Below are 22850 nucleotides of genomic sequence, written 5' to 3'. Positions count from 1 at the left end.
TGACGAGTTTATAGGGGATATTTTTAATTTATTAATTATTATGAATAAAATTGGATTTAGCGTGTGATTTTTGCTTTTTTGAAATGTAATAATTCTGATGGTCCGAGTAAGGCTATTTAGTGACCTAGCGCTCATTGAGCATCGGTAGAGTATGGCAAGATGTTCAATTCTGTTAGAAAATATCTAACTAATAAAATGTTAGGATCAACGATCCTGAGCAATCAATAAAAGTGAGAACGTTACGTGTCTGTGGATATCGATATTCTTTCTAAAATCAGCGAACGTTATTCCAGCCTACGAGACGCTGAAAAGAAAGTCGCCAATTACATTGCTGATGATCTATCGTCGGCGGCGAATGCCAGTATTACCGAGATGGCACAACAAGCCAACGTGAGTGAAGCGACCATTACACGGTTTGCCAAAGCCGTCGAATGTCGTAATGTGCGTGATTTGAAAATTAAACTGGCGCAGTCTTTAGCTGTTGGGCAACGTTTTATTGATGAGCCTATTGATCAGACCGGTATGCAAGGTGTTTATGAATCCATAAAGCATACAATGGATATGAACCGCAAAGTGATCAATGAAGAGGATATCCGCCAATGTGCTGAGTGGATCCATGGAGCCCGTCAGACATTAGCAATAGGGATGGGGGGCGGTTCTACTATGGTCGCACAAGAATTCCAACATCGGCTGTTTCGCCTGGGATATCCTGTGACTGCTTACAATGATGGGTTGCTCGCACGGATGGTTGCCGCGACTGCTGATAGTAATGACTTGTTGATAGTGATGTCGGTGACAGGGTATACGCCAGCGATTATTGAGGTGGCTGAGACCGCCAAGCAATATGGAGTGAAGGTTATTGGAATCACGAGCAGTGGAAGCCCACTGTCGAAAGTCTGCGATATCGTTTTGCCTATTGTTACGCAGGAAACGGATTTTATATACAAACCTTCAGCTTCTCGCTACGCCATGTTGGCACTGGTGGATGTGCTTTCTATGGAGTTAGCCGTCAGCCATAAACGCCGTTCTCGTGATCGCCTTCGTCGCTTAAAAGTTGCGTTGGATTCGCATCGCGGTGGTGGTGATAGGCAGCCTTTAGGCGATTAGACGGGTATTTCTTTCTATTCAAAAACAAAAAGAGGTCGCTCATAGCGACCCCTTTCAAAAATAATGTCGTTCGTTGACAGTATTACTTTTTCTTTTTAACACCTGATTTTTTCTTTTCTGCTTTTTTTGCCGCTTTCTTTTTGTTCTTCTTCTTAAAAGTTGGCTTCTTATGCTGAGGTCTCAAGCCCTCAACAAAGCGTTCTTTTATGTCTTCTTTTGTATAGCGAGCAACGCGATCTAACATTGGTTGATCGTGTGCTTCAACAATAGAGAGCGCGTTTCCTTTTTTACCAGCACGAGCGGTTCGCCCAATGCGGTGAAGGTATACGTCAGCAGTTCGCGGCATGTCGAAGTTAATAACATGAGAAACATCGGGTAAATCGATACCGCGGGCCGCAACGTCAGTGGCTAGAAGCACATTAACTTCACCGTCACGGAAACGGCGAATTGCATTGTTGCGGCGATCTTGTGGCATTTCACCTTGGATCCAAGCGCAATTTATCTGCGCGCTTTCTAAGTGCGCACGTAACTCGGCAAGGCGATCACGTGTTTTAAGAAAGACAATGGAGCGCTCTGCTTGCTCAGTTATGATGTGCTTAAGGAGAGCTAATTTGTGCTCCATGGTATCGGCTCGGTGATACCACTGAGTAATTTTTTTGCGCTCGCGACGTGAAGGTTCGGCATCCAGTTCTGCGGGCTCTTTAAGTAGATCGGCAGTAAAGCCTTCAACTCCACGCCCCTCTAAGGTCGCGGAAAACAGCATGGATTGTTTACGCCAGCGACACTCTGAAGACAAACGATCAACCGTCGGGCCAAAACCCATGTCCAGCATGCGGTCGGCTTCATCCAATACCAACCATTCAATAGCACGACAGTCAAAACGTTCTGCTTCAATGTATTCCATTAAACGACCTGGTGTCGCAACAACAATATCTTGAGTAGTGGAAAGGATGTCGGCATGTTCTTGGTACTGAACACCACCCGTGATGGTGAAGATCTTTAAATTCGTATTTTTCGCCAATGCTCTAGCTTGATCTGCAACCTGCATTGCCAATTCGCGAGTAGGAGTCAGGATCAAAATTCGCGCTGGACCGGCTTTACGACGCGGAAAGTCTTGTAGGTATTGCAGCGCAGGAATGACAAATGCAGCTGTTTTACCTGTACCAGTAGGCGCAGAAGCTAAAATGTCGCGACCGTCTAGTGCTTGTGGAATGGCTTCAGCCTGAATTTGAGTTGGGCGTTCATACCCCATCTCTTCAATGGCCTCCAGCAAATTTGGATCTAAATCGAGTTCAGCAAAAGTTCTGATCACAGTGGGTCTCCACAAGCGTGCGAATAAATATTTGGGCGCGAATTATATACTCATCGGCGTTTAGATAAAATGTATTTTCTGATGAGCTTTTTACATCTTCAAGTAAAAGTCCTGAGTTAGCGCAACAAAATCAGGGCTGTATTGACCATTTTGATTGATGATTAACGTTGAATGCACCGTTTTGCAAGGCAGCTTAGCCAAACTCAACATAAGCCGGGTGGGGGCTTTGCGTTCTGTGGTTTGAATATCGCAGCGAGAATGCAAATACCAGCCTGATTTTAAAGCAAGGTCGATGAACGCTTCTCCTTCAACTGACGGCAAGATAAAACTTGCGTTGCCATGAGTGACGAGCAAGGAGTGACATTTGTTCAGTAAGCTTTCATGATCCAGAGTATTCGTATGACGAGCATCAGCCCTAGAGCGATCGTCCGCTTGTTGTCCATTATTGAAATAGGGAGGGTTACAGATGATCGAATCAAACTGGTGTGAAAAGGTGTGATTGAGTACATCATCATGGATGAGCGTTAAACGTGAGTGCCAAGGGCTTTCACTGAAGTTATATGCAGCAGCTTTGAATGCATTTTCTTCAAGCTCGATAGCGACAATTTCTAGGCGGCTTGCAGAGCGTTGCGCGCACATTAGAGAAAGCAAGCCAGTGCCCGTACCGATATCCAATATACATCCACTTTTCGGAAGCGCGGTCCATGCCCCAAGCATGACGCCATCAGTGCTCACTGGCATACCGCTGTGACCACCGGAAATAGAGAATTGTTTGAATTGAAAATCTTTGGTTTTGGTACGCATACTTTGCTTTTCACTTAACGAGTTAACGCGATTAAGAGGTGTATCAAAAAGGGATTATATTAAATTCTTGTTAATAGAAGGGTAATTAATTTGAATGGTTATATGGTCTGATTAATTAATATTTAATAGTGTTTATATCTGCAAAAAGGCATGAAAGTCGAATTATTATTGTGTTTTTTATCACACTCTTGTTTCTGACCTCTCTTTTGTTCATTATTCGCCCCTTATTTATAGAATAAAATTTCATAATATTTGCAAACACAAGATTATTATAAGGGTTTTCAGTGAGTCAGAAACTAAAATCAACTGATGTGATCGCTTTGGGTTTCATGCTCTTTGCGTTCTTTTTAGGAGCGGGTAACATTATTTTCCCTCCTCTAGCGGGTCAATTGGCCGGCGAAAACTTAATTCCAGCGATGTCTGGATTCCTGTTTACTGCGGTAGGTCTACCTTTGATCACCATTATTGCTATTGCAGTTGCTGGTGGGTCTTGGGAACACTTGTCCAAGCACTTGCCTAAACAAGCAGCAACACTCATTGTGGTGCTTATCTTTATCATAATTGGCCCTGCATTTGCAGCCCCACGTACTGGTTTGGTCGCTTATGAGATGGCAGTGAAACCATTTTTTGCTGATGCACAACAGCTTCATCTAACGACTTTCTCTGTATTGTTTTTTGCCGTAGCGATGTTTTTCGCTTGGTCTCAAGGCAAACTGATCGATACGATCGGAAAAGTACTGACGCCTGTTCTGTTTGTTGGTCTGATTACACTTGCAGTGTCCGTTTTTGTTGATCCTCAAGGTGTACAGTCTGCTGCTCAAGGCGACTATGTGAGTCAGCCGTTGATCACGGGTTTCCTTGAAGGCTACAACACCATGGATACGTTTGGCGCGTTGATGTTCGGAATTCTGATTGTCGATGCACTTCGTAGCAAGGGGATTACTGAATCGCGTCCAACAACGAAGTACTTGATCAGCGCAGCGGTGATTGCTGCTGGTGGTTTAGCGTTTGTTTACGTGTCTTTATTCTATTTAGGATCGACCAGCGGTACCGTTGCTGCGGGTTCTGATAACGGTGGCGTTATCTTGAGCCTGTATGTCCAAGCTCTGTTTGGTGCTTCGGGTCAAACGGTTCTATCGGTTATTGTATTATTGGCGTGTTTGACGACAGCAATTGGCTTGATTTCAGCCTGTTCAGATTACTTTAGTTCGGTTACACCTGTGAGCTATAAGGCGTGGGTTGTGATCATTGGCGTAGCATGTGCTGTCGTGGCTAACGTAGGTTTGAGCCAGCTGATTGCACTGTCGGTTCCTGTATTGTTTGCACTCTACCCTGTTGCCATTGCATTGGTGGCACTTGCGTTTGTTCGTAACCGTCTGCCAAACCCAGAAGTGGCGTATCGCATTGTGGTCTTGGTTGCGTTTGTATTCGCACTGTTGGATGCAGCAAAAGTAGCGGGTATCAATGTGAATGCGTTTAATATGCTGCCGCTGTTTGAAGTGGGAATGGCGTGGTTAATGCCGACGTTTGCAGCCATTATCTGTATGTTCTTTATTGGAACATCTCGCAAGTCACTGACGGAAGAAACAGCGTAAATTATCGTTGGGTTGTTCGTAAAAATGATAAGGGGCTGATATTTATCAGCCCCTTTTTGATTCATTACCAGACCGATACATGTTTAGTGTCGATTTGGCACTGAAGTTTGGAATTCAGATACCGAAAGTTTTATAACGCGTCGTGGTATTCCACTAGGATCTGTTCACACCACGCTTCAATTCGAGCATCACTCAGTTCGTATTGGGAGTCTTCATCCAAAGCCAACCCTACAAAATGTGACTTGTCTTCTGTCAATGCTTTCGATGCTTCGAACTCATAGCCTTCATTTTTCCAGTAACCGATGAACTGAGCGCCCGTTTTTTTCAATTCGTCATGAAGAAGTCCCATCGCATCGAGAAACCACTCGCCATAACCTTCTTGATCGCCTAAGCCGAATAACGCGACGTGTTTGCCTTTTAGCGACACGCCATCGATGTGCTCCCATACAGCACTCCAATCCTCTTGAATTTCACCGAAATCCCACGTGGAAATTCCAAGCACTAACAGATCATAGTCGTTCATTAATGATAGTGGTGTGTCTTTTACATTAAATATATCCACTAAGTCTTCACCAATGATGGCGCGAATCTTCTCTGCTGCCATTTCAGTGTAAAAAGTTGTAGAGCCGTAAAAAAGTCCGATTTTCATGATCTGTGATTGTTGATTGTAGAGATGGCAGATTCTAACGGGAAATGAGAAGGAATTGCAGGATTTATACTTATTGAGAGGAATTTAATAGTATTATTTTCGCGTGTCACATAGTCTGTGACTGATATAAGTAGAAAGAGAGATAAGAATGACGCAAGTAAGTCATCCCGATAGCTATTTGATAGAGCAGTTTTTAGATGCAATGTGGATGGAAAGAGGGCTATCTGAGAACACGCTCGCTTCCTACCGAAACGATCTTTTTAAATTATTGAATTGGATGGCTGAATCTAATTTCCGTTTGGATTTTATCAGCGTTTCAGGGTTGCAAGATTACCAATCTTGGTTAATGGATCAAGGCTTTAAGCAAACCTCTCGAGCGAGAATGCTTTCGGCTATACGCCGTTTGTTTCAATATCTTCATCGAGAGAAAGTAAGGGCAGATGACCCCAGTGCCTTGTTAGTTAGCCCTAAATTGCCACAACGTCTCCCGAAAGACTTGAGTGAAGAGCAGGTTGAAGCGTTACTCAACGCACCAGACCCAAATGCCCCGATAGAACTGCGCGACAAAGCCATGCTTGAGCTCTTGTATGCGACTGGGCTACGAGTGACTGAACTGGTGAGCCTGACGATGGAAAATGTCAGCTTACGTCAGGGTGTCGTTCGTGTAATGGGTAAGGGTGGAAAAGAGCGATTAGTTCCAATGGGAGAAAATGCCATCGATTGGATTGAAACCTTTTTAGAACAAGGACGTCCAAGCATATTAGGCGAAAAATCGTCTGACGTTGTGTTCCCGAGTAAACGTGCACGACAGATGACAAGGCAAACCTTTTGGCATCGAATAAAGTTTTACGCAGCGCTGGCAGATATTGACTCTGACGCATTATCACCACACGTACTTCGCCATGCTTTTGCAACGCATTTATTGAATTACGGTGCAGATTTGAGAGTGGTGCAAATGTTGTTAGGACATAGTGACTTATCAACCACGCAAATTTATACTCACGTCGCAACCGAGCGACTGAAACAGATTCACGAACAACACCACCCAAGGGCGTAGTTCGTATATGACTATTTTTTAAGGTGAAATCATGCAATTTTTGCGCAAACTTGGTGTAGTAGCAGCTGGCGCGCTGGCTTCTTTTTCTCTTTTCGCGGCCGATGCAGATGTCAGTACCATTACAGAGCGATTCGGTAAATTGGGCTTGGCAGTAAGCAGCGTAACAGACAGCGACATCGCGGGTCTTTACGAAGTAGAAACCAATCAAGGGCTATTTTTGTCTACACAGAAAGGCGACTACTTTATCCAAGGTAAAATTTACGCTCTAGACGACAAAGGCAACTTTACTGATGTAATTGCTAAGCGTTATGCCGACAAAATTGGCGACTTCTCTTCTAGCTGGATCGAATACAAAGCCAAAGAAGAGAAACACGTTGTAACCGTATTTACCGATATTGATTGCGGTTACTGCCTGAAATTGCACCGTCAGATGCAAGAGTACAACGAGAAAGGGATTACGGTTCGTTACATGGCGTACCCTAGAGCAGGCGTACAAAGCCAAGTCGGTCAGCAGATGTCACAAATCTGGTGTTCTGTCGATCAGAAAGCGGCTATGGATGAAATGAAACTTCAGCGCAGCTTCAGCCAAAAAGTCAGAGAAAAGGAAGAGTGTTTAAGCACCATCGCCGCACATCGTGATTTAGGCTCTAAAATGGGTGTCCGTGGCACACCTGCAATCGTGACTAGCAACGGCAGTGTGATTGGTGGTTACTTATCACCAGATGACCTTACTGCTCAGCTGGAAAGACTGAACTAATACTAAACGTATGCCTGAGGGAAACCTCAGGCAAACGTATTCTCTCTGATTGAAATTCAAATATATGATCGAAATTCAAAGACGCGCTCAAGATACACCTCACTCTCTTCCCGATTCAATTTCGCCTCTGCTTCAGCGAATTTACGCAGCACGAGGAGTTCAATCACTCTCTCAACTTGATACCACAGCCAAGGCTTTACACTCCTATCAGTTACTGGGTGGAATTTCGCAAGCCGTTGAACTTTTGTTTGAATCAATTCAACAGAAAAAACGGATTATTGTTGTTGGTGATTTTGATGCCGATGGCGCGACCAGCTCTGCCTTGTCTGTGTTGGCGTTGAGAATGCTGGGCAGCCATAACGTTGATTATCTGGTTCCTAACCGGTTTGAGGATGGATACGGGCTAAGTCCAGAAGTGGTTGATCAAGCGATTGAACTTGGCGTAGAAGTGATCATGACTGTGGATAATGGTGTTTCGTCAATTGATGGCGTCCGTTATGCCAAAGAAAAAGGGATCACAGTCATTGTTACCGATCACCATTTGCCGGGTCATAAATTGCCAAATGCTGATGCCATAGTGAACCCTAATCTTGAAAGCTGCGAATTCCCATCAAAATCATTGGCAGGTGTGGGCGTCGCATTTTATATGATGATGGCGCTGTGCGTGCATATGCGAAAGATCAATTGGTTTGCCTCACAAGGTATGCAAGAACCAAAGTTGATGGAACTTATTGATTTGGTTGCGTTGGGTACCGTTGCAGATGTGGTTCCTCTGGATGAAAATAACCGAATTTTGGTTCACCAAGGGCTACAGCGTATTCGTGCTGGTAAAGCACGCCCTGGCATTCAAGCGTTGATTGAAGTGGCGAAGCGTGATGCGCGACGTTTAGTTGCGTCCGATTTTGGCTTTGCGTTAGGCCCTCGAATTAACGCAGCGGGTCGGCTTGATGACATGTCATTCGGTGTCGAGTTATTGATGAGTAACAATATCCACGCGGCAAGACGCATGGCCAATGAACTCGATGGCTTGAATCAAACTCGAAAAGAGATTGAAGAGGGCATGAAGCAAGAAGCCATGGCATTTTGTGAGCGGCTGCAGTTTGGTGAAAATGCAGAACTGCCTTACGGTTTGGTTTTGTTTCAACGAGACTGGCACCAAGGTGTGATTGGCATTTTGGCGTCGCGTATTAAAGAAAAGTTTCATCGTCCAGTCATCGCGTTTGCCGATGGTGGCGAAGGAAATATCAAAGGCTCTTGTCGCTCCATTCCCGGGCTACATATGCGTGATACGCTGGATAAGATCGATACTCAAAACCCTGGCTTGATTGCCAAGTTTGGTGGTCATGCCATGGCCGCAGGTCTGACAATTAAAGAATCTGATTTTGAAAAGTTCAGTCAGTTATTTGATGAAGCTGTTCGTAATGACTTAGATGAAGCCTCTCTAAAGGGCATTTTGTTATCGGATGGCGAATTACAGCCAGAAGAGTTTTCCATGCACGTTGCGGAAACATTGCGCTCAGCAGGGCCATGGGGACAAGCGTTTCCAGAGCCACTGTTTGATGGTGAATTCAAAGTAATGCACCAAAAGCTGGTGGGTGAAAAACACCTAAAGTTGATGTTGGAGCCTTTACACAAGGGGCACCCGACCAACATTATGATTGATGGTATTGCCTTTAACGTGGATTTACGTCGATGGCCAGATGCATCGGTAAAAACGGTACGTTTGGCGTACAAGCTTGATATTAATGAGTTCCGTGGCAACCAGTCACTTCAATTGATGATCGACCATATCGAAGCTAAGTAACCTGAACTCGGGATAACAACTTGCTTTCTAATGGCTCTTTTCACTGAATACTGCGTTGAACCCTCTCCCAATAACCCGTTATTGGTTCGTGGTTTCGCCTTGTCTTAAGTGAAAATTTCTCATTAGAATGTCTCGATATAAAATTTTTATTTATTTTATTGGGTTAGCTAACCTCCTATCCCGAGTTCAGGTTAAGTAACCAAAACGACCTTTCAACCCTGTCCCGCTGCTGATTGAGAGTAGCGGGCATCTTCATTTTCTAAGCTCAAATTACGCAAATTTTTCCTGTATCTCTGTCACATTTTTCAGTAGAATTCCTCGGTTAAATTATACAGAAATTGAGCAGACATGTTTGAAATCAATCCCATTAAAAACCGCCTACAGGACGTGACAGAGCGCACGAATGTCCTGAGGGGGTACCTTTGACTATGACGCTAAGAAAGAGCGTCTAGAAGAGGTTAACGCAGAACTAGAACAACCTGATGTATGGAATGAACCTGAGCGTGCACAAGCTCTAGGTAAAGAGCGAGCTTCTCTTGAAGCAGTCGTTGAAACTATCGACTTGCTTGATCAAGGCGTAGAAGACGTAGATGGCCTTCTAGAGCTAGCGATCGAAGAAGAAGATCAAGAAACGTTCGATGAAATCGACCCTGAGTTGGTTGAACTTGAACTGAAACTTGGGAAACTCGAATTCCGCCGCATGTTTGCAGGCGATCACGACTCTTCAGACTGCTACATCGATTTACAAGCGGGCTCTGGTGGTACAGAAGCACAAGACTGGACCAACATGATGCTACGCATGTATTTGCGCTGGGCCGAATCAAAAGGCTTTAAAGCAGAAGTCATTGAAGTGTCTGAAGGTGATGTCGCAGGCTTGAAATCGGCCACAGTTCGTATTTCTGGTGAATACGCTTACGGCTGGCTTCGCACAGAAACGGGTGTTCATCGTTTGGTTCGAAAATCGCCATTTGACTCAGGTGGTCGTCGCCATACATCCTTTGCGTCTGCGTTTATTTACCCAGAGATTGATGAAAACATCGACATTGATGTGAACCCTTCGGACCTTCGTATCGATGTTTATCGTGCGTCGGGTGCGGGTGGACAGCACGTTAACACCACGGAATCAGCGGTGCGTATTACTCACCTTCCAACCAATACTGTGGTGCAGTGCCAGAACGATCGTTCTCAGCATAAGAACAAAGATCAGGCGATGAAACAGCTTCGAGCGAAGCTATTCGAGCTTGAATTACAAAAGCAAAATGCGGAAAAGCAAGCCAATGAAGACGCGAAATCGGACATCGGCTGGGGAAGCCAAATCCGTTCTTACGTTTTGGATGATTCACGCATTAAAGATTTACGCACCGGCGTCGAGAATCGCAATACACAAGCGGTTCTAGACGGCGATCTAGACAAATTTATCGAAGCCAGCCTGAAATCAGGTTTGTAAGCTTTCACCGACAATCGACAGGATACATCGAAAATGACTGATGCTGTTCAAAACGAAACCCAACAAGAAGCCCATTCGCAAGAAGAGAACAAGCTGATCGCAGAGCGTCGCGCGAAATTGGATGAAATTCGCAAGAACTGTGATGCGAACGGTCACCCAAACGACTTCCGTCGTGACAGCTTGGCTGGCGACCTTCAGAAGGAGTTCGGTGAAAAGAGCAAAGAAGAACTGGAAGCGCTGAATCATACTGTTTCTATTGCTGGCCGAATCATGGCCAAGCGTGGTCCTTTCCTTGTGATTCAGGAAACATCTGGTCGCATTCAGGCTTACGCAGCAAAACCAGTTCAAAAAGAACTCAAAGAGAAATACCAAGGCTTAGACATCGGTGACATCATCGGTGTAACAGGTGCACTGCACAAGTCTGGTAAAGGTGACTTATACGTAAATATGGAAGAGTACGAATTGCTGACCAAAGCATTGCGCCCTCTTCCTGAGAAATTCCATGGTTTGACGGACCAAGAAATGCGTTACCGTCAGCGCTATGTCGATCTCATCGTAAACGAAGATTCTCGCCAAGCGTTTATCGTTCGTTCTAAGTTGGTGTCATCAATCCGTAACTTCATGAGTGGCAAAGGCTACCTAGAAGTTGAAACGCCAATGATGCACGTGATCCCAGGCGGTGCTACAGCTCGCCCGTTCATTACTCACCACAATGCGCTAGACATTGACATGTACTTACGTGTTGCACCAGAGCTTTACCTAAAGCGTTTGGTTGTTGGAGGGTTTGATCGCGTATTCGAAATCAACCGTAACTTCCGTAACGAAGGTTTATCGCCTCGCCACAACCCAGAATTCACCATGATGGAATTCTACCAAGCGTACTCTGACTACAAAGATTTAATGGATCTAACGGAAGAGATGCTCAGCACGGTTGCACTGGATGTTCTTGGTTCAACGTCTATGCCTTATGGTGATGAGACAGTCGAATTTGGTGGTCAATATGCTCGAATGAGTATGTTTGAAGCGATCAAGCACTACAACCCAGAGCACGCAGACATTCAAGCGCTTACAGAAGAAGACCTTCAAGATCGTGAAAAGATGGTTGCGATTGCAAAATCGGTTCACGTTGAAGTGGAAACGTTCTGGACTTGTGGTCAGTTGCTTGAAGAAATCTTTGGTGAAACGGCTGAGCCTCAACTCATCCAGCCTACATTCATTACAGGTTACCCAGCGGACATTTCTCCATTGGCTCGTCGTAGTGATGACAACCCGTTCTTTACAGACCGTTTCGAGTTCTTTATCGGCGGTCGTGAAGTGGCGAATGGCTTCTCAGAATTGAATGATGCAGAAGATCAAGACGCTCGCTTTAAAGCGCAGGTTGACGCAAAAGATGCGGGTGATGATGAAGCAATGTATTACGATGCGGATTACATTACTGCACTTGAACACGGTTTGCCGCCGACGGCAGGTCAGGGAATTGGTATAGACCGATTGGCGATGCTATTCACAAACACGCATACCATTCGTGATGTAATTTTATTCCCAGCGATGCGACCACAGCAGTAAAAATTTTATGTCTCAAAATTAAAGCCACCTTCGGGTGGCTTTTTTGATCTTAATTTGAGCGCTGAAATTTTATAAATATGTGATTTTGCTCTGCAAAATGAGCGATCTTTTCACTTTATCTTTATGTGTCTCACTATTGACAACGGTTATTGGTTAGTCTGTTCCTGCTTGACTGTTTAACAAATTATACTATGTCTTAACTATGAGACGTTTTATTGTCGCAAGATTAATTCATATGTAAATCGTTTTTAAATCGTCACGCACCTTAAAACCACGATGAAGATCGTAACAACAATATAGATTGATTAAGGAAGTATTAATGGGTACTCAATTCCGAATGGATTCTGTACCGGGTTCACTTGTTGTTGTTGGAGGCACATACGAACCTTGGCTTGCAGTATTAGAGCAGGTAGGTTGGCGTTGCCAGCGATGTGATGACCTTCGTGAAGCACAAACATTGTTCTCAGAGATTGGTCCTTGCATTGGGATTGTTGATTTAAGCCAGGATGAGTTCAGTCTCAACGGTCTGGCAAATTTAGTCAGCAGCCACAAGCAGGTTCGTTGGCTGGCATTTATCAGGGAGTCTCAATTGAGCTCTGATACCATATGTCAGTTCATAGTAAACTTTTGTATTGATTTTTTTACTGCGCCCATACCAGACGCACAACTTCTCAATACAATTGGCCACCAACTTGGAATGCTGAAACTGGAGAAGAAAGTTTGGCCGAGCTATGGTCAAACTAGTGATATGGGTATGATTGGGGAGTCAATGCCTATAAAACGTCTGCGAGATCAGGTTCGAAGAATCGGACCTACCGATGTCAGCATTTTGATTTTTGGGGAATCAGGATCGGGTAAAGAAAAAGTCGCTCAAGCGATACATACCACATCGGCACGTTCTAAAGGTCCATTTTTTAGTGTGAACTGCGGAGCGATATCAGAGCAGAGAATGGAGATGGACATATTCGGCATCGACAGAGGCGACGACTGGGGAGAGTCACCACTGTTAGAACAAGCCGATGGAGGAACCATCTTATTCAACGACATTTTGAACATGCCATTATCTCAGCAACAGCATTTGCTGTTCTATTTACAGGAAGGAAAAGTCGAAACAAAAGAAGGGGCGAAAGAAGTGGATGTCAGAATTTTGGTTGCTAACCATTCTGATATGGAAAAAGCCCTGTTGGATGATGACTTCAACGAAGAACTTTATCATCGCCTTAACGTGTTAAGGATTAATGTTCCGAGTTTGAAAGAGCGCTCAGGTGACATTGCTGTACTGGCAAATCACTACTTGAACGTATACTCACGTGAGTACAACGCGCAAGCGAGAAGCTTCTCTGATCAAGCAATAAGAGCATTAACTCAGCACCATTGGCCTGGAAATGTTCGAGAGTTAATGAATCAAATAAAACGCGTTGTGTTGATGTCAGATTCAGTCGTTATTGAAGAGTCTCAACTGGATTTACCAAAACGTGCCGATAACCAGAGAAGTTTGCGAAGTATTCGTGAACGTTCAGAACGCGATGCGCTAGTACTTGTATTGGAATCGCATGATGGTCAAGTGACTCCAGCAGCTAAAGAGTTGGGTGTTTCTCGCGCTACCATGTACCGCCTTTTGAATAAGCACAATCTCATATCGGAAACCAGAGCATAATTCTGACATCAATCAGTATGACTGCTTTACAAAACGCTCACTTATTTTAAGTGGGCGTTTTTTTATTGGCTAGTGAAAACTAGAAAATAGGTGAGTAATAGCAGGTAAAAACAATACTTAAGTGGTGAACCGTATTCTTATCGTTTGTTAATTAAGGTGTTATATGAATTTTTGTTCTGATATATAACCCATAATTTGCGATATATTCTGCTATTCAAGCTCCGGTTAAGTTGCATACAGATGAATTGGCTTTTTTTATAAACTGCGTGAATATGCGCTTGAAATATATCCTCTTGGGGTTAGAATTTAACCGTGACAGCAAGTCACCATTTATCATTTCAATTTTGGATTAGTTAACAGTAGGAGGCACAAAATGCTAAACATTTTTATCGCACAGCATGATTGTGTCGCCAATGATCTAGGTCTTGCCATGGATACCCGTGGTACCTCTACACCTAAGCAACGTTAATTAATCCGTGACCATTTGGGCCGCGGAGAAGCGGTCTAACTTGGACAGTCCATAAAAATCTATCCTGTTTTTTTGACCGCTTTTTCCAGCCTATATATTTATTTTCTGGAGAAAAAGTTATGCGTCACTCTATTTACATCCAACTGGCCACATTTTTAGTAAAAGCAGATATTAACCGTGAAGATCGTGCGTGGAAGCGCAGAGTGAAAAGGGCTCAGCACAACATTCCATGGCACAACGCACATTTGCTTCAAGATATTGGTCTTGACCCTGAAGGTCGTCAAATTGGTACAAATGAGCAACCATCAGCCACCGCGGAACGCCGTGTTCGTCACCTTAGACGATTATTACGAACGCGAATTCCAACGTAGCAAAAGGGGCTAAGTACTTATTCTATTAGTACTTAGCCCCTAAAATCTAAACGTTACCTGTTAATCAGGGGCAAGGATTGGAGTATTGCACTCCAATCTCTTGTAGAGACGCTAGCAACTCTTCTGATAGATCCACTTCTAAACTGTCGATATTACTCTTCAACTGCTCCATCGTGGTTGCACCAATGATGTTGGATGCAACGAATGGACGCTGATTCACAAATGCCAATGCCATTTGAGCAGGATCTAATCCGTGCTCTTTCGCTAATTTTACGTAAGCTTCCGTTGCCTTCACTCCGTTTGGAGTAAAGTAGCGAACGAAACGTTCGTAAAGCGTGCAGCGCGCACCTTCTGGTTTCGCATCATTCAAATATTTTCCACTGAGTGCGCCAAACGCAAGCGGTGAGTATGCGAGTAATTCAACACCTTCATTGTGAGCGATTTCAGAGAGCCCTACTTCAAACGTACGATTCAATAGGTTGTATGGATTCTGGATTGTGATGGCTCTTGGTAAGTCGTGCTTCTCCGCCAGCCTTAAATAACTCATCACTCCCCAAGGTGTTTCATTGGATAACCCGATATAACGAACCTTTCCTTGTTTAACAACATCAGCCAAGGCTTCTAAAGTTTCTAGAATTGGAGTGTCATTTTGGTCATCAGGATAAGGGTAATTCAGCTGTCCAAAACAATTCGTTTTTCGTTGCGGCCAATGGATCTGGTAGAGGTCGACATACTCTGTTTGTAGGCGATTTAAACTCTCGTCGATGGCTAGGTGGATGTTACGCCAGTCGAGTGCCATGTCTTCACGGATATAAGGGACACCGCTTGGGCCTGCAACTTTAGTCGCGAGCACCACTTTTTCTCGCTTACCCGACTTTTTGATCCAGTTTCCTATGTATTCTTCTGTTCGACCTTGCGTATCCGAGTTAGGAGGAACGGGGTACATTTCTGCGGTATCGATAAAGTTAATGCCTCTTTCTAAGGCGTAATCAAGTTGAGAAAAAGCCTCTGATTCGGTGTTTTGTTCACCGAATGTCATGGTACCTAAACACAACGGACTGATCTCAAGAGTTGAATGCGGTAACTTCTTTAATTGCATATACATTCCTCATTTTTTCTTCACTATAAACTGATTGTTATGGATGCGGTCAAGTAAAAACTGTTAATGATTTGTTCAACATTAAGTCGATTCTTGTCTATGCTTTAGAGATGACCTGCAAAGAGTGCATGGTTATTTGATGATCCAGGGAAGAGAATTATGCAAAGAGAACAGCTTAATCATTGGTTGCATGCAAAGCATATTGAGCAGGGAAAAGAGCCTAAAATTTATGTGATTAGCTGTGCAAATCTATCCAGCTATTTGCTTGCGGTAGAATATAAGCATAAGTTGGAGCCTATCCGAGGCAAAGAAGAACCATTGCACTTTGATTCATTGGAGTTGGTAAAAAGCGCACTGCATAAAATGGGGGTTCATACAGCCTATTTAAGGCTACACAACGTTTATGACGAATGCGGAGAGAGTGGCATGGCGCTTTACCATGATATTGAGATGTCTATTCACTAGGGCGGCGAATTGAACCGCCTCCAAACACTCAAAGGCTCATTGATCAAAAAACTGTTCTAAGATCCTTTGCGTGAATCCTTTCTTTAAATAAAAGCCTCTTGGGAGTGTCATGATTGGCGTGCCATTTGCTCCATAGGCTTCAGTGAGTGCTCGACTGTTGGCTGCTTTGGGACGAAGTTGTAGAGCTTCTCCATGTCGAGCTGTAATCTGTTCTACTTGCCCTAGAACGATTTGTTCCATCAGCTCTTCCCAATCTTGCTTTAAGATTTGCGCTTCTTTTTCATTGGGCGACCATAGAACAGGAAAGCCAACTTTACGTTCAGCGACAGGCAATTCTCTTTCGCCTTCAACAGGAACCCAGAGTACCCGCGATAGTTTTTGTCGTATGTGGCTATTTTCCCACGTTAGTCCTTGTACACCGATTAAGGGGGCGACAGCCACAAATGTGGTTTCTAGTGGGGCCCCTTTATGGCTGATAGGAATGCTTTTGAGTTCGATCCCAAGATCAACAAAATCCTGCTGTGGCTTACTGCCTGCAATTGCCCCTAAATGCCACTCAAGTAATTGACCCACCCAACCTTTATCTCTTCTCAGGTTTTCAGGCACGGAGATTCCAGCTTCTTCTGCTAGCTCACTTAACGTATAGCCTGCAATATTAATGGCGCGAGTATGAAGTTCTTGCTCGGATGTTGGTGTGGGTTTCATGGAATGTGAATACAGCAATAAAAGAGTCACTTTATCATAACTATGGAACGAATGACTTAACATCGAAATTGGATCTGACATTTTTATAAATGTACGCCAAAGATCTTTTCCCAACTTATCCACAGACCTTAGTTTAATACTCAAGTAAATAAAAGAACTGGATCTATAATCAGGGTTTTATTGATTGTTTTTCTGCCTGTATTTTAACTTTGAGCTAAAATTTAACCACTTTGTGTGGATAAGGAAACCTGTGGTTGATCTTTGACCGATCTGAAGAGTGGATTAAATTCATTGAAAATTTCAGCTTATAGTTAAAAGTAATAATTATTTATATTGTTGTATTTAAAGTGTTTTTGTTGTTTTTGGTGATTCTTGTCTAAGGTGCCTTTGAAGATCTTAGATCACGTCAATTGCCTTGTAATCGGTTTCTTCACACACTTATTCACAGAAAAGGTGAATAAATGTGGAGTTGGTCTCATTCCTGTGTTGATAACTTCCTCTTTGATGAAAACTTATCCAGTGCGGTGCTTGTCTGACAGAAAAAAACGCATTATGCGACATGTAAGTTTGCCCCTATTGGGGATATGTGGAAAAATCACACTTAACAGAGATTTATATTAGAGGTTAGCCAGTGATCGATGGCGATGGTTACCGCTTAAATGTGGGAATTGTAATTTGTAACAACCATGGTCAGGTATTCTGGGCGAAACGATACGGACAGCATTCATGGCAATTCCCTCAAGGAGGAATTGATGAAGGCGAAACACCAGAAGAAGCAATGTTTCGTGAGCTGTATGAAGAAGTGGGTTTAACTCAAAAAGACGTTAAAGTCGTCGCGACCAGTCGTCATTGGCTACGCTATAAGCTACCCAAACGATTGGTACGATGGGATTCAAAACCCGTTTGTATCGGACAAAAACAGAAATGGTTCTTGCTACGATTAGACTGTGACGAGTCTAGAATCAATATGCAACGTGGCAGTACCCCTGAATTTGATGGTTGGAGATGGGTCAGTTATTGGTACCCAGTAAGACAGGTTGTTTCGTTTAAGCGTGACGTTTATCGGCGTGCGATGAAAGAGTTTGCTACGCTTGCAATGCCGTTCAGAGAACGAAAAGTAAAAGGTAAGCGAAAGAATCGGAGAGGATAACTAAATGCTCACTCAGTTGAGGGATATCGTAGAACAGGTTTCTAGAGTTGAACACATCCATGAGGCTTTGGATGTTTTGGTTAAAGAAACGTGTCACGCTATGCAAACTGAGTGCTGCACATTTTATTTTGCTAACGATGAGTTATCCCGACTAGAGCTGATGGCCACTAAAGGCTTAAAGTTTGAAGGCGACAAAATTCATATTGGTTATCATGAGGGTTTGGTGGGTTTGGTTCGCAGAACCGCCGAACCACTTAACTTAGCGGAAGTGTCTTCTCATCCCAATTTTAAATTCTTTCCTCAACTTGGGGAGGGAATTTACCATTCCTTTCTAGGCACACCTATTATTCACCGCAAGCAAGTACTTGGTGTACTTGTTATTCAGCAGAAATCTCCGCGACTTTTTTCAGAGATGGAAGAGTCATTTCTCGTCACTCTCTCTGCTCAGCTTGCCGTTATTATTGCTCATGCACAGGCACAAGGGCATTGGCTGCTGAATGACGCCAATAGTCAGAAAATGGCGGGAATAGCGGCATCACCTGGTGTCGCGGTGGGTGATTTTTGGTGGGATGATACTCAGCCTAAGCTTTCGGATATCTACCCTGCAAGTACGTTAAATGTAGATCAAGAACAAGAATGGCTAGCGCTTGCCATAGAAAGTGCAAAGGCGGATTTCAGACGACTTAGAAAGAAGCTAGATAATGATATAAACAAAGATACATTGGCCATTTTTGATTTGTTTACTCATCTTCTTAACGATCCTATGTTGAGGAATGATCTCAAAGAGCAAATTCAAAAAGGAGACCGAGCGGATTGGGCGTTGCGCCAAGTGGTGGAGACGTATTCTAACCGTTTTGCTCAGATGTCGGATGTTTACTTGCGTGAGCGTGCTCAGGATATTCGAGAGCTTGGTCAAAGGCTGCTGTATTTTCTCCATTCTAATGAAGTGGGCGAACTGGAGCTTCACCAGCCAGTGATTCTTGTTGTGAATGAACTGACCGCTTCTACGTTAGCAAGTTTACCCAAAGACAAGCTATTAGGGGTGATTTCAATCGAAGGGGCGGCAAATTCGCATGCGGCGATTTTGTCTCGTGCTTTAGGTATTCCCGCGATTATGGGCGCAAGCGTTACGCCTCAAAAGCTCACTGGTAAGCCAGGCATTGTTGATGGTTATAGTGGTGAAATCTTTGTCGATCCACCTGCCCAGCTTCTCAACGAATACCGATCGTTACGAGACGAAGAGTTTGAGCTCTCTAAAATGGTGGAAGGAGAACTCAAAGAAGAAGCAAAAACAAAAGATGGCTGCCATGTAAATGTATTGCTTAATGCGGGTTTGAGCGCCGACACTAACATTTCAGTTAACCAAGGTGTCAATGGTGTTGGTTTATATCGGACCGAGATATCTTTTCTGCTTCAGCATCGCTTTCCTTCAGAAGAAGAGCAATATCAACAATATCGACGGGTATTGGAAACCTACCCAAACAAACAAGTAGTCATGCGAACCCTAGATGTCGGGGGAGATAAACCACTACCTTATTTGCCGATTGAAGAAGACAATCCATTTTTGGGGTGGCGAGGCATTCGTTTTACACTCGACCATCCTGATATCTTCTTGATACAACTGCGTGCCATGTTGAAAGCCAGTGATGGCTTGAGCAACTTGAGTATTCTTCTTCCTATGTTGTCAGGAAACCAAGAATTAGACGATGCGCTGGCACTCATCCAGCAAGCTTATGATGAGGTATCGCAAACCCATCATAACGTGTTAAAACCACAAATTGGTGTCATGTTGGAAGTCCCTTCCATGCTCTATTTATTGTCATTTATGGCTGATAAAATTGATTTTGTATCGGTCGGCACCAACGATTTGACCCAATATTTGCTAGCGGTGGACAGAAACAATGCCCGAGTATCGGGAGTTTATGAGTCTGTTCACCCTGCCGTGATTCAAGCTCTGGCGCAAATCGAGGCAACATGTCGAACGCATAACTTATCTGTTAGCATTTGTGGGGAATTGGCTGGGGATCCTATTGGCGCTTTATTACTTGTTGGGTTAGGGTATCGCTCGCTAAGTATGAATACCGCTAACGTAGCTCGTGTTAAATATCTACTTAGACAGTCTAAGGTGACCGACTTACAGATGTTAGCTAAAAGCGCGTTGTCTCAGCCTTACGGAAAAAATATTCATGACCAAGTTTTCGAATACTTGGAAGCACAAGACTTAGCTGGTTTCGTTCGCGCCGGTAAAAAATAGAGGTTCACTTGAACATAGAGCTAATCTTTCAGTTCCTGTTGCTGGGGAGTGTTGTCGGCGTCTTAGCAGGATTGTTAGGGATTGGAGGAGGCTTAATTGTTGTGCCCGCGCTTCTTTGGCTTCTTCCCTCAGCGAATATCTCTACCGATCTTATTATGCACATCGCTTTAGCGACTTCTTTAGCAACCATCATACTTACGTCTGGGTCATCAGCTCTTAATCACCTTCGGTTAGGGAACGTAGACATGTTTGTTATTAAATGGTTGATGCCGGGGGTGGTTATCGGGGGATTAGCAGGTTCGTTTATTGCTGAAGCCATCCCCACCCAATACCTTATTAAAATATTTGGGGCTATCGTGTTGGCGCTGGCAATTCAAATGCTGATGTCTTTGCGTTCTGCTACCACTTCTCCAATGCCATCCGCTGGAACCACTTTAGGCTGCGGTGGTCTTATTGGCGTTGTATCAAGTTTAGCTGGAATTGGTGGCGGCTCATTGACCGTACCATTTTTAAGCCGGCATGGTGTTGAAATGCGCAAAGCGATAGGTTCTTCGTCGGTTTGCGGATGTGTTATTGCCTTAGCAGGAATGGCGGGATTTGTTGTACATGGATTAGAAGCACAAGGATTGCCTAAATACAGCTTAGGCTATGTTTACTTGCCGGCATTATTTGGTATTGTGGCGACATCCGTATTAACGACTCGTATAGGCGCCAAATGGGCGACTAAGCTTCCAACGGCAGTATTAAAGAAAATATTCGCTGTTTTCCTTCTTTTTATCGCTGGAAAAATGTTGTTACCAATTTAGATGCTGTTGAATTTTTACCGTGATTATCCCCAAGCATTACGGATTCAGATGTTAGTTTATACATCAACAGCCCTTAGAAACAGTAAAGAGAACTAAATATGAATCAGGGGTTTATTACCTTTCCTCAAATTGATCCTGTTATTTTTTCTATCGGACCACTGGCACTTCGCTGGTACGGTCTGATGTACCTTGTCGGTTTTGTATTTGCGTTATGGTTAGCAAATCGTCGTGCTGATATGCCAAACAGTGGCTGGACGCGTGAGCAAGTTTCAGACCTGTTGTTCGCAGGCTTTCTTGGGGTTGTATTAGGAGGGCGTATTGGCTACGTATTCTTTTATAACTTTGATGTTTTTCTGGATGACCCTCTGTATTTGTTCAAGATCTGGACAGGAGGGATGTCTTTCCACGGTGGTCTTCTTGGCGTGATCGCAGCCATGGCTTGGTATGCGCGTAGAAATGGTAGAGCCGTTTTCGCTGTTACTGATTTTATTGCACCATTGGTACCTTTTGGGCTTGGAATGGGACGCATCGGTAACTTTATGAATGATGAGCTTTGGGGACGTGTAACTGATGTGCCTTGGGCTGTACTATTCCCGAGCGGTGGCTACCTTCCTAGACACCCTTCGCAGTTGTATGAGTTTGTCCTCGAAGGTGTCGTACTTTTCTTTATCATCAACTGGTTCATTAAGAAGCCTCGCCCTGCTGGTAGTGTCTCAGGGGTATTTTTGCTTGGCTACGGCAGCTTCCGTTTTATTATAGAATACTTCCGTGAACCGGACGCTCATCTTGGTCTCTATGGAGACTGGATCTCCATGGGACAAATCTTATCACTACCAATGGTGATTGGTGGTATAGCATTGATTGGTTGGACATTTAGCGCCAACAAGCAACCTGTTAAATCTAAAGTTTAAGGCCTACAGTGAAACAGTATTTAGAGTTATGTCAGCGTATCGTCGATGAGGGTACGTGGATTGAAAACGAGCGCACGGGAAAGCGATGCCTAACCGTAATCAACGCCGATTTGACCTACGATGTCGCATCGGGAGAGTTTCCCTTAGTCACAACACGTAAGAGTTTCTGGAAAGCTGCGGTAGCTGAACTACTTGGCTATATTCGCGGTTACGATAATGCGGAAGATTTCCGTAAATTAGGAACCAAAACGTGGGATGCAAATGCAAACCTCAACGACGCGTGGCTTAACAACCCTTATCGCAAAGGTGATGATGATATGGGGCGTGTGTACGGTGTGCAAGGGCGTTCTTGGGCGAAGCCTGATGGTGGACACATTGACCAGCTCAGAAAGATTGTCGATGACTTAACAAATGGTGTAGATGACCGTGGCGAAATCTTGAATTTTTACAACCCAGGTGAATTCCACATGGGTTGTTTACGTCCATGCATGTATAGCCATCACTTTTCCTTACTTGGTGATACGTTGTACTTAAATAGCACACAGCGCTCCTGTGACGTTCCTCTGGGCTTAAATTTCAATATGGTTCAAGTGTACGTTTTCTTAGCATTGATGGCGCAAATAACGGGTAAGAAGCCAGGAAAGGCGTATCACAAGCTTGTCAACGCGCACATATACGAAGATCAGCTAGAGTTGATGCGTGATGTTCAGTTGAAGCGAGAGCCTTTCCCTGCACCTGAAATCAAAATTAACCCTAAGATACAATCTCTCGAAGATTTAGAAACATGGGTGACCATGGATGATTTTGAAGTAGTGGGCTATCAATGCCACGATGCGATTAAGTATCCATTTTCGGTTTAGTTGTT

The 22850-nt window shown here is 44.0% G+C and carries 20 protein-coding genes; 15 read left to right on the top strand and 5 right to left on the bottom strand.

All coding sequences use genetic code 11. The features are described 5' to 3' along the window. Window positions 1–243: 243 nt before the first annotated feature. Window positions 244–1107, top strand: a complete 864-nt coding sequence (locus CW749_RS11920) for a MurR/RpiR family transcriptional regulator (protein ID WP_101112358.1) — start codon at window positions 244–246, stop codon at window positions 1105–1107. Between the two features lie 82 nt (window positions 1108–1189). Here the strand turns inward: CW749_RS11920 and srmB are convergent, their stop codons facing one another. Both srmB and CW749_RS11910 read right to left on the bottom strand, forming a co-directional pair. Next, window positions 1190–2419, bottom strand: a complete 1230-nt coding sequence (srmB, locus tag CW749_RS11915; RefSeq protein WP_101112357.1) for an ATP-dependent RNA helicase SrmB — start codon at window positions 2417–2419, stop codon at window positions 1190–1192. Between the two features lie 90 nt (window positions 2420–2509). Beyond that, complete coding sequence (locus CW749_RS11910; RefSeq protein WP_101112356.1) at window positions 2510–3223, bottom strand: methyltransferase; 714 nt, start codon at window positions 3221–3223, stop codon at window positions 2510–2512. A 284-nt stretch (window positions 3224–3507) separates the two neighbouring features. Here CW749_RS11910 and brnQ point away from each other — a divergent pair, with 284 nt between their 5' ends. Beyond that, complete coding sequence (brnQ, locus tag CW749_RS11905; protein WP_101112355.1) at window positions 3508–4818, top strand: branched-chain amino acid transport system II carrier protein; 1311 nt, start codon at window positions 3508–3510, stop codon at window positions 4816–4818. 130 nt (window positions 4819–4948) lie between these two features. Here brnQ and fldB read toward each other — a convergent pair whose 3' ends face one another. After that, window positions 4949–5467 carry a flavodoxin FldB gene (gene fldB / locus CW749_RS11900; protein WP_101112354.1) on the bottom strand — a complete coding sequence of 173 codons (519 nt, stop codon included), beginning with the start codon at window positions 5465–5467 and terminating at the stop codon, window positions 4949–4951. A 148-nt stretch (window positions 5468–5615) separates the two neighbouring features. Here fldB and xerD point away from each other — a divergent pair, with 148 nt between their 5' ends. From xerD to CW749_RS11865, 7 genes are all read left to right on the top strand, one after another. Then, window positions 5616–6524 carry a site-specific tyrosine recombinase XerD gene (xerD, locus tag CW749_RS11895; RefSeq protein ID WP_101112353.1) on the top strand — a complete coding sequence of 303 codons (909 nt, stop codon included), beginning with the start codon at window positions 5616–5618 and terminating at the stop codon, window positions 6522–6524. 31 nt (window positions 6525–6555) lie between these two features. After that, window positions 6556–7281 carry a thioredoxin fold domain-containing protein gene (locus tag CW749_RS11890; RefSeq protein ID WP_101112352.1) on the top strand — a complete coding sequence of 242 codons (726 nt, stop codon included), beginning with the start codon at window positions 6556–6558 and terminating at the stop codon, window positions 7279–7281. A gap of 64 nt (window positions 7282–7345) precedes the next feature. After that, window positions 7346–9085, top strand: a complete 1740-nt coding sequence (gene recJ, locus CW749_RS11885; RefSeq protein ID WP_101112351.1) for a single-stranded-DNA-specific exonuclease RecJ — start codon at window positions 7346–7348, stop codon at window positions 9083–9085. Window positions 9086–9433: 348 nt separating this feature from the next. Further along, window positions 9434–10532 (top strand): peptide chain release factor 2 gene (gene prfB, locus CW749_RS11880; RefSeq protein WP_101112350.1). Its coding sequence is split into 2 segments (ribosomal slippage): window positions 9434–9508 and window positions 9510–10532, totalling 1098 coding nucleotides; the frame shifts between segments, so codons are not numbered across the junction. Window positions 10533–10565: 33 nt separating this feature from the next. Continuing rightward, complete coding sequence (gene lysS / locus CW749_RS11875; protein WP_101112349.1) at window positions 10566–12098, top strand: lysine--tRNA ligase; 1533 nt, start codon at window positions 10566–10568, stop codon at window positions 12096–12098. Window positions 12099–12417: 319 nt separating this feature from the next. After that, complete coding sequence (gene vpsR, locus CW749_RS11870; protein WP_101112348.1) at window positions 12418–13755, top strand: cyclic-di-GMP-binding transcriptional regulator VpsR; 1338 nt, start codon at window positions 12418–12420, stop codon at window positions 13753–13755. 588 nt (window positions 13756–14343) lie between these two features. Then, a complete protein-coding gene (locus tag CW749_RS11865; RefSeq protein WP_101112347.1) occupies window positions 14344–14595 on the top strand; it encodes a DUF1127 domain-containing protein in 252 nt (83 codons plus the stop codon). 64 nt (window positions 14596–14659) lie between these two features. Here the strand turns inward: CW749_RS11865 and CW749_RS11860 are convergent, their stop codons facing one another. Beyond that, window positions 14660–15694 carry an NADP(H)-dependent aldo-keto reductase gene (locus tag CW749_RS11860; RefSeq protein ID WP_101112346.1) on the bottom strand — a complete coding sequence of 345 codons (1035 nt, stop codon included), beginning with the start codon at window positions 15692–15694 and terminating at the stop codon, window positions 14660–14662. 159 nt (window positions 15695–15853) lie between these two features. Between CW749_RS11860 and CW749_RS11855 the strand changes: the two genes are divergently transcribed. Beyond that, window positions 15854–16159, top strand: a complete 306-nt coding sequence (locus CW749_RS11855) for a DUF6482 family protein (protein WP_101112345.1) — start codon at window positions 15854–15856, stop codon at window positions 16157–16159. A 36-nt stretch (window positions 16160–16195) separates the two neighbouring features. On the opposite strand, the gene mutH is transcribed toward CW749_RS11855, so the two are convergent. Beyond that, window positions 16196–16864: a DNA mismatch repair endonuclease MutH gene (gene mutH, locus CW749_RS11850; RefSeq protein WP_101112373.1), complete on the bottom strand. Its 669-nt coding sequence runs from the start codon at window positions 16862–16864 to the stop codon at window positions 16196–16198. Window positions 16865–17495: 631 nt separating this feature from the next. Between mutH and rppH the strand changes: the two genes are divergently transcribed. The 5 genes from rppH (at window position 17496) to CW749_RS11825 (ending at window position 22845) form a co-directional block, all read left to right on the top strand. Further along, on the top strand, window positions 17496–18014 hold the full coding sequence (rppH, locus tag CW749_RS11845; protein ID WP_101112344.1) for an RNA pyrophosphohydrolase: 519 nt from the start codon (window positions 17496–17498) through the stop codon (window positions 18012–18014). Window positions 18015–18018: 4 nt separating this feature from the next. Further along, window positions 18019–20268, top strand: a complete 2250-nt coding sequence (gene ptsP, locus CW749_RS11840) for a phosphoenolpyruvate--protein phosphotransferase (protein WP_101112343.1) — start codon at window positions 18019–18021, stop codon at window positions 20266–20268. A gap of 8 nt (window positions 20269–20276) precedes the next feature. Then, window positions 20277–21074 carry a sulfite exporter TauE/SafE family protein gene (locus CW749_RS11835; protein ID WP_101112342.1) on the top strand — a complete coding sequence of 266 codons (798 nt, stop codon included), beginning with the start codon at window positions 20277–20279 and terminating at the stop codon, window positions 21072–21074. A gap of 98 nt (window positions 21075–21172) precedes the next feature. Continuing rightward, window positions 21173–21985, top strand: coding sequence for a prolipoprotein diacylglyceryl transferase (gene lgt / locus CW749_RS11830; RefSeq protein WP_101112341.1), 813 nt, complete (start codon window positions 21173–21175; stop codon window positions 21983–21985). Window positions 21986–21993: 8 nt separating this feature from the next. Then, window positions 21994–22845 carry a thymidylate synthase gene (locus tag CW749_RS11825; RefSeq protein ID WP_101112340.1) on the top strand — a complete coding sequence of 284 codons (852 nt, stop codon included), beginning with the start codon at window positions 21994–21996 and terminating at the stop codon, window positions 22843–22845. Window positions 22846–22850 lie beyond the last annotated feature (5 nt).

The organism is Vibrio sp. vnigr-6D03 (assembly GCF_002835515.1).
Taxonomy (GTDB): domain Bacteria; phylum Pseudomonadota; class Gammaproteobacteria; order Enterobacterales; family Vibrionaceae; genus Vibrio; species Vibrio penaeicida.
The sequence above is the reverse complement of the archived record's forward strand: the minus strand, read 5'-3'. Positions and strand labels throughout refer to the sequence as shown.